The organism is Amycolatopsis sp. NPDC001319 (assembly GCF_042896185.1).
In the GTDB taxonomy this organism is placed as follows: Bacteria; Actinomycetota; Actinomycetes; order Mycobacteriales; family Pseudonocardiaceae; genus Amycolatopsis.
Genome location: NZ_JBIAWY010000008.1, coordinates 238,607 through 252,106 on the forward strand (window position 1 = coordinate 238,607; position 13,500 = coordinate 252,106).

Here is a 13,500-nt window from a genome sequence, read left to right on the forward strand (position 1 = left end):
ATCGCGCCGGCTTCCGGATGGGGCGGTGCGATCGGGCCCCGGCCGATCCGACCGCCCCATCCGGAAGCCGGCTCAAAGGCGATCTCGCACGCCTCGGCGGAGCCGGGGCCAAAGACTCAGCGATCTCGCACGCCCCGGCGGAGCCGGGGCAATATATACAGCTCTTGTATGCCCATCTTCCAGGATGAGCGGGCGCGGAATCCGGCCGGCGTGGACACCGGCCGCCGCGAGCAGAAGGCCTCCTTCCGGCCCCCATCCGGGAGGGGGCCTTCGTCTTGCGGGCATACCGGGCGGTCCCGAGGGCGTTGCGCACAGGGACGGCTGCGGAAGGAGCACGGGTGGGCGAGGAACTGAAGATCCGGATCGGGGTGGCGCCGGCGCCGGGGACCGGGCCCGCGGAGTTCGCGGGGCTGGCGGAGACGCTGGAGGCGGCCGGAGTCGACTCGCTGTGGCTTTCGGAGCTCGTGTACGCGCCGGAGGTCGACACGTTGGTCGGCATGGCGCACGCGTTGGCGCGAACGACGAACCTCAAGGTCGGCACGGGGGTCGCGATCCTGCCCGGCCGCCACCCCGTGCTCGTCGCGAAGCAGCTGGTGACGTTGGCCGGGCTGGCGCCGAAGCGGGTGCTGCCGGTGTTCGGGTTGCGGCCGGCCAATGCGGCCGAACACTCGTTGTTCCCCGTGGCGGGCCCGCGCGCGGCCGTGTTCGACGAAGCTCTGACCCTGCTGCGGCTGCTGCTGGAGCAGGACGACGTGCACTTCGCCGGCGAGTTCTACCAGGTCGACGGCGTGACGATCGGGCCGCGCCCGGCCAAGCGCCTCGACGTGTGGCTCGGCGGCAGTGCGCCCGCCGCGTTGCGCCGCGCCGGGCGGCTGTCCGACGGCTGGCTCGGCAGCTTCCACTCACCCGAGCAGGCGCGGGCCGCGCGCATCGCGATCCAGGACGCCGCGGCCGAGGCCGGGCGCGAGATCGAGCCCGACCACTTCGGCCTCAGCCTGCTGGTGGCGAGCGAGGGGATGCCCGACCGGATGCTGGAGGTCGCCGCGAAGCGCCGGCCCGGCACGCCCGTGACCGAGCTCGTGGCCACGAGCTGGGCCGAGGCGCGGCGCCTGCTGGAGCAGCACATCGACGCGGGGCTGTCGAAGTTCGTGATCCGGCCCGGGCATTCGGGCGACTACCGGCGGTTCCTCGACGGGCTGCACCGCGAACTGCTGCCGCTGCAGAACTAGAACTTCAGTTGCTCCGTCTTGCGCGGCATCAGGGCCAGCGCGACGATGCTGAGCGCGGCGACGGCGGCGATCGCCACGAACACGTTGTGCGTGGCGCCCGTCAGCGAGTCGCGGACGTACTCCGCGGCCGCCGAGTGGTCGTTCTGGCCGAGGACCAGGCTGGTGGCGTCGGCGCTGTCGGGCAGGTGGCCGGCGACGGCGGCGGGCGGGTGGGCGAAGCGGTCGGCGAGGGTGGCGTTGGCGATGGCGCCGAACACCGCCGCGCCGACCGCGCTGCCCAGTGACCGGCCGAACATGTTCGTGGCCGTGACCACGCCGCGGCGTTCCCAGCCGACACTCGACTGGCTGGCCACGATCGTGGGGCTCGACGCCAGGCCGAGGCCCGCGCCGACCACGAACGCGGCGCCGGCGACGCTCCAGAGCGAGGTGTTCTCGCCGAGCAGCGTGGTGAGCGCCACGCCGACGACGATGAGCCCGGCGCCGATGAACGCGGTGTCGCGGAACCCGATCCGCATGTAGAGCCGCCCCGAAAGCGACGCAGCGATCGGCCAGCCGACGGTGAGCGCGGCCAGGGCGAAGCCGGCCGTGAGGGCGTCGTGGCCGAGCACGCCCTGGGCGTAGGTCGGCAGGAACGAGCTGAGCCCCATCAGGGTCGCGCCGACCACGAGGGCCACCAGCGTGCCGCCCACGAGGGTGCGCCGCGTGAACACCCACAGCGGCAGCACGGGCTCGGCCGCGCGGCGTTCGACCAGCACGAACCCGACCAGCGCCGCCGCGGAGGCGACGAAGATGAGCACGCCCACCACCGAGCCCCAGCCCCAGGCCACGCCACCTTCCAGCAGCCCGAGGATCAGCAGCGTGCAGCCGGTGATGAGCAGGCCGGCGCCGGCGTAGTCGATGCGGTGGCGGGTGCGTTCGACGCGTTCGGCGAACTTGCGGTACAGCATCCAGGCGGCGATCGCGCCCAGCGGCAGGTTCACGAAGAAGATCCAGCGCCAGCTGAGGAACTCGGAGAACACGCCGCCCAGCGCCGGGCCGAGCACGGACGCGACGGCCCACACGCCGGCCACGTAACCCTGCACGCGCGCGCGTTCCTCGACGGTGTACAGGTCACCGACCATCGTCATGCTGATCGGCTGCACGGCCCCGGCGCCGACGCCCTGCAGGGCGCGCGCGGCGATGAGCACCGGCATGCTCCAGGCCGCGCCGCACAGCACCGAGCCGAGCAGGAACACGGCGATGCCGAAGAACATCACCGGCCGGCGGCCGAGGACGTCGGCGAACTTGCCGTAGAGCGGCACGGTGACCGCCTGGGTGAGCAGGTAGACCGAGAACAGCCACGGGAACTGCGAGAACCCGCCCAGGTCGCCGACCACCGAGGGCACGGCCGTGGCGATGATCGTGCTGTCGAGCGCGACCAGCCCGGTGCTCAGCATCACCGCCGCGAGCACCGGCCCGCGTTCGGAGCGCAGGCCGACGGCCTTCTTCGTGGGCGCCGGCGTCTCGGCGGGGGTGCTCATCGGCGGGCTCTCCTCGGGGTTCCCTGGGGCCGGGGACAACTGTTTCGCAACGGTAAGCATTTCACGAAAGAGTGACTGTCGGACAGTCTTGGCGGGCCAGCCATGATGAGGGGATGGACACGTGGGTGCGGCCGATCCGCCGCGGGTGGGTGGTGCGCGGCGAGGTGCCGGGCCCGGACGTCGACGAGTTCGCGGAGCCCGACGCCGTGGTCACGGCCCTCGCGTCCCCCGGCGCGGCCGGCGACACGCTGCTGGCGGTGCAGCACCCGGCTCGCACGCCGGCGGCGTTGGCGCGTGGCCTCGACCTGACCGCGGCGCTGCCTTCCGCACGCGCCGCGCTGGCCCGCATCCGGGCCCGGCACTACCGGTCGGTGGCGGGGTTCGTCGCGCCCTACCGCATCTCGGGCCCGGACGGCGTGGCGGTGGGCGTGCTCTGCCTGGTCGACGTCCGCGAGCTGACGGCGGGCGGGTCCCACGTGCGGCACACAGAGGAGGTGTACCCGCACGTGGTCGCCGAGCGCGCCGCCGTGCTGGCCGGGCTGGGCACCGCCACGAGCGCGGCGCTGCTCGTGCCGTCCTCCGGCGGCGAGGCGCTGACCGAGGCCGTGGAGGCGGCGTGCGCGGGGCTGGGACCGCCGGATGTGTCCACTGTGGACCAGTCGGGCCGCCGGCACGAGCTGTGGGTGGTTCCTTCGGGGACTTTGCAGGAACGCCTGGTGGGGGCCGTGTCGGCCGCGGACCTGCTGGTGGCCGACGGCAACCACCGGGTCGCCGCGGCCGCGCAGACGGGCTCATTGCTGGCCCTCGTGACGGGCGGGCCGCGGCTGCGGATCGGGGCCATCCATCGGGTGCTGACCGGCACGGGCTTGACGTCCGACACGCTGGCCGCGGCTTGGCGCCGGGTCGGACTGGACGTTTCGGAGGTCGCCGACGGCACCCCGCCCGCGGTCCCGGGTTCGGTGGTGGTGCTGGCCCGGCCGTCTTTCTTGCGCGTGGTGCTGCCGCCGGCCGACGAGCTGACGATCGATCACGCGGTGGTCGAGCAGCTGCTGCTGGGCGAGGCCCTCAGCCTGGATCTGGACGGCCCGCACGTGCAGCCCTTGCCGGCGAGCCGCCCCGCACCGGCCGACGCCGACGCGGTGCTGCAACTGGCCCCGGTGGACTTCTCGACGGTCCTGAAGGTCCACGCGGCCGGCCTGCGCATGCCCCGGAAGGCGACGTACTTCACCCCGAAACCTCGGGGCGGGCTGGTTCTGGCGGAGATCTGAGCGTTCGAGAGCGAAGCGGCTGTGTGCGAACGCCTCAGCCGCGATCCGGTGCGCCGCGGGTGACGCCCGGAGCTCGCACCGCGTCGGCGATGAGGTCGAGCAGGCGGTGGGAGCGTTCAGGTACGTCGCCGTCGACCGTCGCCAGGAAGACGCCGTGCAGCAGGGTGGTGGCGTCTTCGGGGTTGACGTCCGCGCGGAGGGTGCCGGCCCGCACCCCGCTCTCGAGGATGGTCCGGAAGGCGGCGGTGACGCGTTCTCGCGTGTGGGGCGCGATGCGTCCGGCGGCGAAGCTGCCGCGGAGGGTGTCCAGCATGCCCCGCTTGGTGGCGGTGAACGCGGCGTAGCGGTCCATCCACAGCCGGAGGGCCACCTCGGGTGGGTGGTGTTCGAGCAGCTCCGCGGCACTGGTCGTGATGTCGTCGAGCTCGGCGGCGTAGATCGCTTCGATCAGCGCTTCCCGGTTCGGGAAGTGCCGGTAGAGCGTGCCGACGCCGACCCCGGCCTCGCGAGCCAGGGACTCCATCGCCAGCGACCCGCCGTCCGCGCCCAGCATGCCGCGGGCGGCGGCGAGGATCTTGTCCCTGTTGCGGCGCGCGTCGGCGCGACCTGCCGATCCAGTCAAGCGGAAGCCCTTCCGTTTCTGCTAGCGTAACTGAAGCGGAAGACCTTCCGCTTCTGGCATTCTGTCACGGAGGCAGGTTCCCCATGGCTTTCCCCTTGGCCGGCCGCGCCGTTTCCCGGATCGGCTACGGCGCGATGCAGCTACGCGGGCTGCGCGACGACCGTGCCGCCGCCATCGCCTTGCTGCGCCACGCGGTGGACCTCGGTGTCGCCCACATCGACACCGCCCACTTCTACGGCGACGGTTTCGTCAACGACCTCCTGCGCGAGGCGGTGCGCCCCGAGGACGGGGTGCTGATCGTCAGCAAGGTCGGTGCCGACCCGGACCCGACCGGGCCGCACCCGATCCGCGTCGCGCAACGGCCGGAACAGCTTCGGGCGTCCGTCGAGGCAAACCTCGCCGGCCTGGGTCTGGAGCAGGTCCCGGTGGTCAACCTGCGGCGTACGGACACCGGCCCGGCGCCCATGCGTGCGCAGGGTGATCAGGTCGTCGATGTCGATGACCAGATCGCCGAGCTGGTGGCCTTGCGCGACGAGGGGAAGATCGGCGCGATCGGCCTCAGTGCCGTGTCCCTCGAGACACTGCGGCGCGCCCTGCCGGCCGGCATCGTCTGCGTGCAGAACGCCTACAGCCTGGCCGCGCGCGACGACGAGGAGCTGCTCGACATCTGCACCGCCGAAGGCATCGCGTGGGTGCCCTACTTCCCCCTCGGCGGCGCCGGTCCGGACCTGCCGAAGGTGACCGACGAGCCGTCCGTCCTCGCCGCCGCGGCCGCCTTGGACCGCACGCCCGCGCAGGTGGGCCTCGCCTGGCTGCTCCACCGCGCGCCGAACGTCCTGCTCATCCCCGGCACCACCGACAAGACCCACCTCGAAGCCAACCTGGCGGCCGCCACGATCACGTTCGACACCGAAACCCGAGTGGCGCTCGGCTTGCCCGCCTGATCGATGTGGTGTGGTGCTCGGTGTCGTTCTGGCCGGGATCCGAGGGAGCGGGCATGTTCGAGTGGTACGCGGTCCGGTGCGTGTTCCAGTGGGAGCGGGCGGCCGGCGCGCCGTTCGAGGAGCGGATCACCCTCTGGCGCGCGTCCAGCCTCGCCTCCGCCCTCGACTGCGCGGAGCGCGAGGCTCGTCGTTACGCCTCGGAGAACGGGGTGACCTTCCTGGACTTCGCCCAGGCCTATGCCCTGGCGGAGACCCACGAGCTCGGCCCGGGCACCGAAGTCTTCTCCCTGCTCCGCGACAGCCCCCTCGCACCGGAGGACTACGTGACCCGCTTCTTCGACACCGGCGGCGAACGCCAGGGAGTCGTCGAACCGGGGGAGTGATGGCTCTGCGCGACCGACCGTCGGCGTTACGGCTCCCGCAGTGACTGATTCACCTCATCAGAAGAACTCGTGCGAGGCGTTCTCCCCGTCGAGCGGGCCCAGGCCTCCGTCTCGAGCTTCACCGGACTGGAAGGTCACGGAGATGCCCCCATAGTTGCTGTTTGTAGAAGATCTTGACCACATGGTTGGGCTGGTTGTAGACCGAAAGCGCATTGTTCTTCACACACTGATACTGGTCGACGCCGCGGCTCTTGAATTCGTCGCAGCCAGGCTGGGAACTGCCGTAATTCGGAATCGACGTGGTGAAGTCCGACAATGATCCGGATAGGTCATAGCCGTGGTACACACAGAATTCGCCGACCTCGCAAATTCCGTGGCGGGCGCAGTCGGTACCTTGACCCGTTCCGCGCCCCGTGTGCGCAGAACGGGTCAGAATTCTGGCACGCGAAGATTTTTCTCCGGAAAGTTCGGCGCCGTGTTCACCCGATGCGACCACCTTCCGATGAGAAATTCACCGTCGAGGGTTCACCGTGAATGTCACGTCAGCTTGAAGACCGACTCCGCGTTCGTCGAGTAGATCTTCGTGCGCACCTCGTCCGACAGCGCCGACTCGTCGAGCACCGAGACCGCCGCGTGGGGGCTCCAGCAGGGGTGGTCGGTGCCGTAGAGGATGTTGTCGGGGCCGTAGTACTCCAGGGCCGTGCGGATGGTCAGGGACTGGGGTGCGACGGTGTCGACGAAGATGCGTTTCAGGTACTCCGAAGGAAGCCGCGGCAGGCCTTCGATGCGGGCGTTCTTGTCGATGCGCCCGGCCTGGTAGGGGAGCAGGCCGCCGGCGTGGGTCTGGACGACGCGAAGCGACGGGTGGCGTTCCAGGATGCCGCTGAAGATGAGGCGCAGCACGGTGACGCTGGAGTCGAGGAGGCGGCCGATGGATCGCTGGATGCCGTCCTGGTAACCAGTCAGGACTTCGTTGAAGGCGAGGTCCGTCGGGTGCACGATGAGGGGCACATCAAGTTCCGCGACGCGTGCGTAGAACGGCTCCAGCCGCGAGACATCGACGGTTTCCGAGCCGATCATCGAAGGCAAGCTCACCCCGCGCAGATCGAGTGAGCCCACCGCGTGGTCCAGCACCTTCAGCGCCGTTGCCGTGTCCTGCAACGGAATCGCGGCCGTGCCGAAGAAGCGGCCCGGGTTCAGGCGCTGCGCGCGAGCGATTTCCTCGTTGTACGCGTACGCCTCGTCCAGCGCCTCGTCCGCCGGCATCTGGTCGAGCATCCCCGCCAGGACGCCGGTGGTGCAGACCACGACCGTGTCGGGGCCGGTGGCGGCAAAAGCCGCCTGGAAGCCGGCGTCGAGATCGAACCAGACGGCCGGCAGGGGGATGAAGCCGCGGCCTTCGTTGTACAGGTAGCGGTAGCCGTCGCCGACGCGTTCGGTGCGGGGAAACGCCGCCCGTGCGGCCATGGTTTCGAAGTGGGACCGGGGGAACCAGTGGAAGTGGGTGTCCACCACGCGCATCGAAATTCTCCTCAGCTCATCCGGTGTTCGGCGAGGATGCCGGCGAAGAGGCGGTCGGCATCGGGGCGGTAGCTCTCGTGCAGGGTGCGGAACAGTTCGTGGCAGCGCGCGGCCGGCCAGTCGCCCGGCAGGTGCTCGGCGGGCAGGCGCGGGGTCTCGCGCAGCAGCTGGCGCCAGGCCGACGCCAGGATCAGGTCGCGGCCCAGGTCGTCGAGCGCCTCGGGCACGGGATCGGGCACGTCCCACGACCGCAGGAACCGGTCGTAGCGCGCGGCCAGCTCGTCCAGGTGCCACGTGCGGGAGATCATCCCCTGCACGTCGTCGAACCTCGGGTACGCCGTGAACACCTCCACGTGCTGGTCGACGCCCGCGCCGGGCAGCTGCGCGAGGATCGCCGACACGTCGCGCTCGCCCGGCGCGAGCCACACGCCGTCGCGCAGCAGGCCGAAGCTCTCCCACGCCAGGCTGCGCCGCAGGAGGTGGCGTTCCTTGCGGTGCGACTCCGGCAGCGAGAAGCACAGGACCGTCCACGCACCGGGCGGTTGCGGCTCCTCACCCGTGTCGTGGAACGTCCGCTGCTGCTGCACGCGCACGACCCGCAGCCCGACCTCCGACGCGCGGAAGTACGCCGCGCGGCCCTGCCGGGAACGCTCCAGCAGGCCGCGCTCGGCCATCCGCGACACGGTGAGCCGCGTGGCGTGCGCGGACACGCCGATCCGCGCGAGCACGTCGATGTACCCGGCGGTCGCGATCTCGGGGTTCTCCTCGAGGCAGTAGCGGCCGAGCATCGTCATCAGCACCGTCTGCGGCGTCGGTGCGCGGCTCAGGTCGGGTGCGGGTCGGTCGGTGGTCAGGACGAACCCCCTGTTCTCACGCCCGCCGCGGCGTTCTCCGGTGACCTGACGAACGTACCCCCGAGCAACGGCAGCACGTGCTCGCGCAGCACCGACACCGTCGAGGGATCCGGGCCCAGCAAGGACTCCGCGACCTCGCGCGCCCGCACCGGACCCAGCTCCCGCGAGGCCAGCGTGGTGAACTTGCCGACGATCTCGTTGTCCGGCAACGGGTTCCCCGGGTCACCCCGCGCGTCGAGCCGATCCGCCGAGACGGCCCCCGACGCGGTGGTGATCTCCACCCGCGCGCCCCACTTGGCGGGATACGCGGCCGTCAGATCGTCCGCCGACCCGACCTCGACGACCCGCGCCAGCTCCAGCACGGCCTCGTCGCGCAGCGCACCGTCCTCGAAGTCCCACGGCGTGCAGTGCCCCCGCAGCGCCGACACGGCCAGCACGAACTGGGCACTGCCCAACGCACTCAGCGCCGAGCCGAACGGCGGCGGCCGGTCGACGATCCCGGCCAGCTGCGCCGGCAACAGGCACCTCAGCCGCCGCACCGACGAGGGCGCCCAGCCGCCCGCGGGACGCAACGACAGCACCGCGTCGATCGCGCCCTGCAGGTGTTTCGCCCCCGCGTGGGGCTTCAGGCTCGTCTCCGGCAGCAGGAACGGCTCCGGCACCGCGGCTTCCGAACGACGCAGCGGCGAACGCGGGTCGTCGAGGATGTCGAGCGGGCCCGTCCAGCCGGAGTCGGCCGCGAGGAACGCCGTCACCGCGCGTTCCGCCGCGAACCCGGCCAGCAGGTACTTGCCGTCGGCCCGGTCCGTCGCGCCCGCGATCGATCCGCCCGCGTGCTGCGCGGCCAGCGCGATCGCCGACGCGGTGACGGCGAGCGGCCGGTCGAGGAGCACCGAAGCCGCGGCCGCACCGCCGAGCGGGGCCAGCAGCGCCGTCGGCCACCACCCGTTCCGGATCAGCGCCTCGCCCCCGATCGCGGCCGCCGCGGCCAGCGCGACCTCGTAGCCGGCCAGGAACGCGCGCTCGTAATCCTCGGCCGACGCGGTCGAGGGCACCACCGCCAGCGTCGCCGGCAACACCACACAACCCGGGCACAGCACCGAACCTCGGTGGATGTCGCCCGCTTCCCAGCCGTGCGCGTACACCCCGCCGAGGAACGCGGTCCGCCGCGCGGCGCCGTACTCCGCGGACAGGGTGCGCGCGAGCCCGGCCACGGAGCCGGCCAGCGTGGTGTGGCCGGCGATCAGGGCACCGATGGCGTCGGTCAGGTGGGCCCGGGCGGCGACCCGGACCGCGGGCGGCACCGGCCGGGAACCGACCGAGTGCGCCCGCGCGGCGAGCTCACCGACGAGCGACATCTGCCTGCGTGGCCCGGAGCCGGCCGGTCGCCGGCTCGTCCACCCGCCCGTCGGCTGTGAGCGCGACGCCGTACAGCTCACGCGCGGCCTCGGCCGTCACGAAGCCGTCGCGCACGTCCTCGGCCACGTCCGCGGCCGGCCGCTCCGCCGGCGAACCCCAGCCCCCGCCGCCCGCGGTGCGGAAGGTGACCTTCGAGCCCTTCTGCAACGCCAGCCCGGTGTGCTTCTTCACGTGCTCCGGCTGCCCGCCCGGCTGCGTGACGATCGTGTCGTTCACCGCGCCCGCCTGGCCGCCGCGCAGGCCCCACGGCGGGCAGGTCGTGCGCTCGTTGGCGATGTTGGTGAACATCGCCTGCTGCGGCTCCACGTCGATCTCCAGGCCCAGCCCGCCGCGGTGCCGGCCCGCGCCGCCGCTGTCGGCCCGCAGCTCGTGGCGCGTGAACACCAAGGGGTAGCGCGCTTCCTGGATCTCGATGGGGATGTTGCGCACGTCGCCCTGGCACACCGACACGCACGCGCTCGGCCCGTCGCCGACCGGACGCCCGCCCCAGCCGCCGCCGTTGATGTTGAGGCACACGAACCGCGAGCCGGTCTTCTCGTCGATGCCGTGGAAGGTGAACCCGGACATGTCGCCCTTGTGCGCGGCCGGCACCTGGTCGGGCAGCGCGTCGGCCAGCGCCCGGATGATCGTGTCGACCACCGTGGGCAGCGAGATGCTCCACTGGCCCAGCGCGGCCGGCGACTTCGCGTTGAGCAGTTTCCCTTCCGGCAGCACCACGTGCAGGTTGCGGAAGGATCCCTCGTCGACCGGGTGCGTCGGCAGCGTCAGCATCTTGAACGCCACCCGCGCCGCCGCGACGCCGCCCGACTTGCCCGAGTTGAGCGGGCCCTTGACCTGCTCGTTGATGTCGGAGAAGTCGATCGTGAGCTCTTCGCCCTTCACGATCACCTTGAGGTCGAGCGTGATGCGCTTGTCGAGGTCCTGCCCGTCGTTGTCCATCCACGCCGAGGCGGTGTACTCGCCGTCGGCCATCTGCGCGACCGCGTGGCGCGACAGGCGTTCCGACTGGTCACGCATCTCGGTGATGCAGGCCATCACCGTGTCGAGGCCGTAGCGCTCGCACAGCTCCGCGATGCGGCGCTCGCCCAGCCGGCAGGCCGCGATGGCCGCGCGCAGGTCGCCCAGCGACGACTCCGGGATGCGGATGTTGTCCTTGAGGATCTGCATCACGTCGGCGTCCCACCCGCCGGCCTTCATCACCTTGATCGAGCGCAGCTGCAGGCCCTCGGAGTAGATGTCGGTGGTGGCGGTGGAGCCGAAGCCGATGCGCGAGCCGCCGATGTCGACCCAGTGGGCGCGCACCGCGGGGAACGCCACCACCTTGCCGTCGACGAAGATCGGCGTGTAGACCACGACGTTGTTGAGGTGCTGGCCCGCGACGTACGGGTAGTTCATCACCAGCGCGTCGCCGGGTTCGAAGCCCTCGAGGCCGTGGCGCTCGATACCGTCGGCCACGGAGACGCCGAGGTCGGCCAGGAAGATCGGCAGGCCGCCGAGGTTCTGGGCGATCAGCTCGCCCGCGGTGTCGACGAGGCCCACGCAGTAGTCCTGGACCTCGAAGATCATCGGGTTGTAGGCGGCGCGGCGCAGCGCGGTGGCCATCTCGTCGGAGTACGCCACGAGCGCGCAGCGCACCACTTCGAGCGTGACGGGGTCGATGGTCATGCGGGGCTCCCCACGGAGACGACGAGTGACAGGTCGGCGGCGACGGTCAGCACGTCACCGGAATAGAAGACGACCGAGGACGTGGCTTCCTGCACCACGGCGGGACCGGTGATCCGGTGGCCGGGCCGCAGCGCCTCACGGTCGTAGACGGGACAGGACACGGGTTCCGGGCCGCCGCCGTGCAGCACCACGGGCCGGTGCTCGACCGGTTCCGGGTCGCCCGACGCGGTCTCGACCTCGGCCGCGGTGCCCGCGGTCGTTTCGAGCGGCAGCGAGATCACCGTGCGGACACCGACGGCCTCCACCGTCTCGTCCGACGCGTGGTGGCCGTAGAGGCGGTTGTGCATCTCGTCGTACAGCGCGCGCACGGCCGCGTGGTTCGAAGTGGACAGTCCCTCTTCGGGCACCGGAACGGGGATCGTGAACTCCTGGCCCTGGTAACGCAGCTCGAGGAAGTGCTGCAACACGGGCGCGGTCGCCGGCTCGCCGACGTCGGCCCGCAGCCGCGCCCACGCCTCGGCGCCCAGCGCCTTGAGCGTGATCGCGTACTGCTCCACTGTGGACGACTCGAACTTGGCCAGGTGCGTACGGGTGAGGTCGTGGCGCACCTCGGAGTAGAGCATGCCCTTGGCCGAGAACTGCCCGGGCAGGACCGGGACGACCACAGTGCCGATGGTGAGCTCCCGCGCGATCGACACGGCGTGCAGCGGTCCGGCACCGCCGGTCGCCACGAGCGCGAAACTGCGCGGGTCCTCGCCCTTCTCCACCGAAACCGCGCGCACGGCCAGCGACATCTGCGCGTCGGCGATCGTCACGATCCCGCGCGCGGCGGCCAGCAGGTCGAGGCCCAGCGGCTCGGCCACGTGCGTCATGATCGCGGCTTCGGCGGCCGCGCGGTCCAGCGGCATCTCGCCGCCGAGGAACCGGCTCGCGCCGAGCCGGCCGAGCACGAGGTTGGCGTCGGTCACCGTCGGGCGGTCGCCGCCGCGGCCGTAACACGCCGGGCCGGGCGCCGCGCCGGCGCTGACCGGGCCGACCTTGAGCGCGCCCGCCGGGTCGACCCACGCGATGCTGCCGCCGCCCGCGCCGACCTCGACGATGTTGACCACGGGCAGCGCCATCGGGTGCCCGGTCGCGTAGCCGCCGATGAAGTAGCCCGGGCTGATGTCGACCTGCCCGTCCTTGACCAGGCTGGTCTTGGCCGTGGTGCCGCCCATGTCGAACGAGATCAGCCGCGGCAGGTCGAGCCCGGCGGCCAGCGCCGATGCGCCGATGACACCCGCGACCGGACCCGACTCCATCATGCGCACCGGGCTCTGCCGCGCGGTCTCGACGGACATGATGCCGCCGTTGGACTGCATGATGAGCAGCCGGCCGCGGAAGCCCCGGGCCTCCAGGCGCGTGGTCAGCGAGTCGAGGTAGCGCGACACGACCGGGCCGACGTAGGAGTTGAGCACCGCGGTCGACGTGCGCTCGTACTCGCGGTACTCGCGCATGATCTGGTGCGACAGCGTCACGTACGCCTCGGGCCACAGCTCGGTGAACAACCGGCCCAGCTCGAGCTCGTGCTCCGGGTTGGCGTACGCGTGCAGCAGGCAGACCGCGACGGACTGGACGCCCGACGACTTCAGCTCGGTGATCAGCTCGCGCGCGGCCGTGACATCCAACGGCGTGCGCACGCTGCCGTCCACGAGCACGCGCTCGCGCACCTCCCGGCGCAGCCGGCGCGGCACCAGCGGGTCGGGCTTGCCGAAGAACAGGTTGTACGGCTCGGACCGGTTGCCGCGCCCGATCTCGTAGACGTCGCGGAACCCCTCGGTGGTGATCAGCGCGGTCGCGGCGCCGGCACGCTGCAGCACGGTGTTGATCGCGATGGTGGAGCCGTGCAGGAACAGCTCGGTGTCGGGCAGGTGCGCGCCGAGCTTGTCGAGGCCGTCGAGCACGCCCTCCGCGTGGTCGTGCGGGGTGGTGAGGGTCTTGGCGGTGCTGAAGACGCCGTGCTCGTCCACGGCGGTCAGGTCGGTGAACGTCCCGCCGATGTCGGCGGCGATCTGCTTCACGGGGTACCTCTTTCT

Annotated in this window: 12 protein-coding genes; 4 read left to right on the plus strand and 8 right to left on the minus strand. The window is 71.7% G+C overall.

The window, feature by feature from the left end; all coding sequences use genetic code 11:
* Window positions 1-338: 338 nt before the first annotated feature.
* On the plus strand, window positions 339-1,229 hold the full coding sequence (locus ACFY1H_RS29910; protein ID WP_386951751.1) for a TIGR03854 family LLM class F420-dependent oxidoreductase: 891 nt from the start codon (window positions 339-341) through the stop codon (window positions 1,227-1,229).
* On the opposite strand, the gene ACFY1H_RS29915 is transcribed toward ACFY1H_RS29910, so the two are convergent.
* On the minus strand, window positions 1,226-2,749 hold the full coding sequence (locus ACFY1H_RS29915; protein ID WP_386951754.1) for an MDR family MFS transporter: 1,524 nt from the start codon (window positions 2,747-2,749) through the stop codon (window positions 1,226-1,228). The two genes, ACFY1H_RS29910 and ACFY1H_RS29915, sit on opposite strands and share 4 nt — an antisense overlap.
* 113 nt (window positions 2,750-2,862) lie before the next feature.
* On the opposite strand from ACFY1H_RS29915, the gene ACFY1H_RS29920 reads away from it, so the two are divergent.
* Window positions 2,863-4,017 carry a DUF1015 family protein gene (locus tag ACFY1H_RS29920; protein WP_386951756.1) on the plus strand — a complete coding sequence of 385 codons (1,155 nt, stop codon included), beginning with the start codon at window positions 2,863-2,865 and terminating at the stop codon, window positions 4,015-4,017.
* A 34-nt stretch (window positions 4,018-4,051) separates the two neighbouring features.
* On the opposite strand, the gene ACFY1H_RS29925 is transcribed toward ACFY1H_RS29920, so the two are convergent.
* Complete coding sequence (locus tag ACFY1H_RS29925) at window positions 4,052-4,639, minus strand: TetR/AcrR family transcriptional regulator (RefSeq protein WP_386951759.1); 588 nt, start codon at window positions 4,637-4,639, stop codon at window positions 4,052-4,054.
* 83 nt (window positions 4,640-4,722) lie between these two features.
* Here ACFY1H_RS29925 and ACFY1H_RS29930 point away from each other — a divergent pair, with 83 nt between their 5' ends.
* Window positions 4,723-5,583, plus strand: coding sequence for an aldo/keto reductase (locus ACFY1H_RS29930; RefSeq protein ID WP_386951762.1), 861 nt, complete (start codon window positions 4,723-4,725; stop codon window positions 5,581-5,583).
* Window positions 5,584-5,636: 53 nt separating this feature from the next.
* Window positions 5,637-5,966 (plus strand): hypothetical protein, encoded by a 330-nt coding sequence (locus tag ACFY1H_RS29935; RefSeq protein ID WP_366586492.1) that lies wholly within the window; start codon window positions 5,637-5,639, stop codon window positions 5,964-5,966.
* A gap of 118 nt (window positions 5,967-6,084) precedes the next feature.
* On the opposite strand, the gene ACFY1H_RS29940 is transcribed toward ACFY1H_RS29935, so the two are convergent.
* The 6 genes from ACFY1H_RS29940 to ACFY1H_RS29965 are packed head-to-tail and all read right to left on the minus strand — an operon-like array spanning window position 6,085 to window position 13,485.
* Window positions 6,085-6,462, minus strand: a complete 378-nt coding sequence (locus tag ACFY1H_RS29940; RefSeq protein ID WP_386951765.1) for a peptidase inhibitor family I36 protein — start codon at window positions 6,460-6,462, stop codon at window positions 6,085-6,087.
* A 41-nt stretch (window positions 6,463-6,503) separates the two neighbouring features.
* The gene (locus ACFY1H_RS29945) at window positions 6,504-7,487 is read right to left on the minus strand and encodes an amidohydrolase family protein (RefSeq protein WP_386951768.1); all 984 of its coding nucleotides are present in this window, start codon (window positions 7,485-7,487) and stop codon (window positions 6,504-6,506) included.
* 11 nt (window positions 7,488-7,498) lie between these two features.
* Window positions 7,499-8,281 carry a PaaX family transcriptional regulator C-terminal domain-containing protein gene (locus ACFY1H_RS29950; protein ID WP_386951771.1) on the minus strand — a complete coding sequence of 261 codons (783 nt, stop codon included), beginning with the start codon at window positions 8,279-8,281 and terminating at the stop codon, window positions 7,499-7,501.
* Window positions 8,282-8,337: 56 nt separating this feature from the next.
* Window positions 8,338-9,699 (minus strand): MmgE/PrpD family protein, encoded by a 1,362-nt coding sequence (locus ACFY1H_RS29955; RefSeq protein WP_366586485.1) that lies wholly within the window; start codon window positions 9,697-9,699, stop codon window positions 8,338-8,340.
* Window positions 9,683-11,425 carry a hydantoinase B/oxoprolinase family protein gene (locus ACFY1H_RS29960; protein WP_386951774.1) on the minus strand — a complete coding sequence of 581 codons (1,743 nt, stop codon included), beginning with the start codon at window positions 11,423-11,425 and terminating at the stop codon, window positions 9,683-9,685. Before ACFY1H_RS29960 ends, ACFY1H_RS29955 begins: the two co-directional genes overlap by 17 nt.
* The gene (locus tag ACFY1H_RS29965) at window positions 11,422-13,485 is read right to left on the minus strand and encodes a hydantoinase/oxoprolinase family protein (protein ID WP_386951777.1); all 2,064 of its coding nucleotides are present in this window, start codon (window positions 13,483-13,485) and stop codon (window positions 11,422-11,424) included. Before ACFY1H_RS29965 ends, ACFY1H_RS29960 begins: the two co-directional genes overlap by 4 nt.
* Window positions 13,486-13,500: the final 15 nt, after the last annotated feature.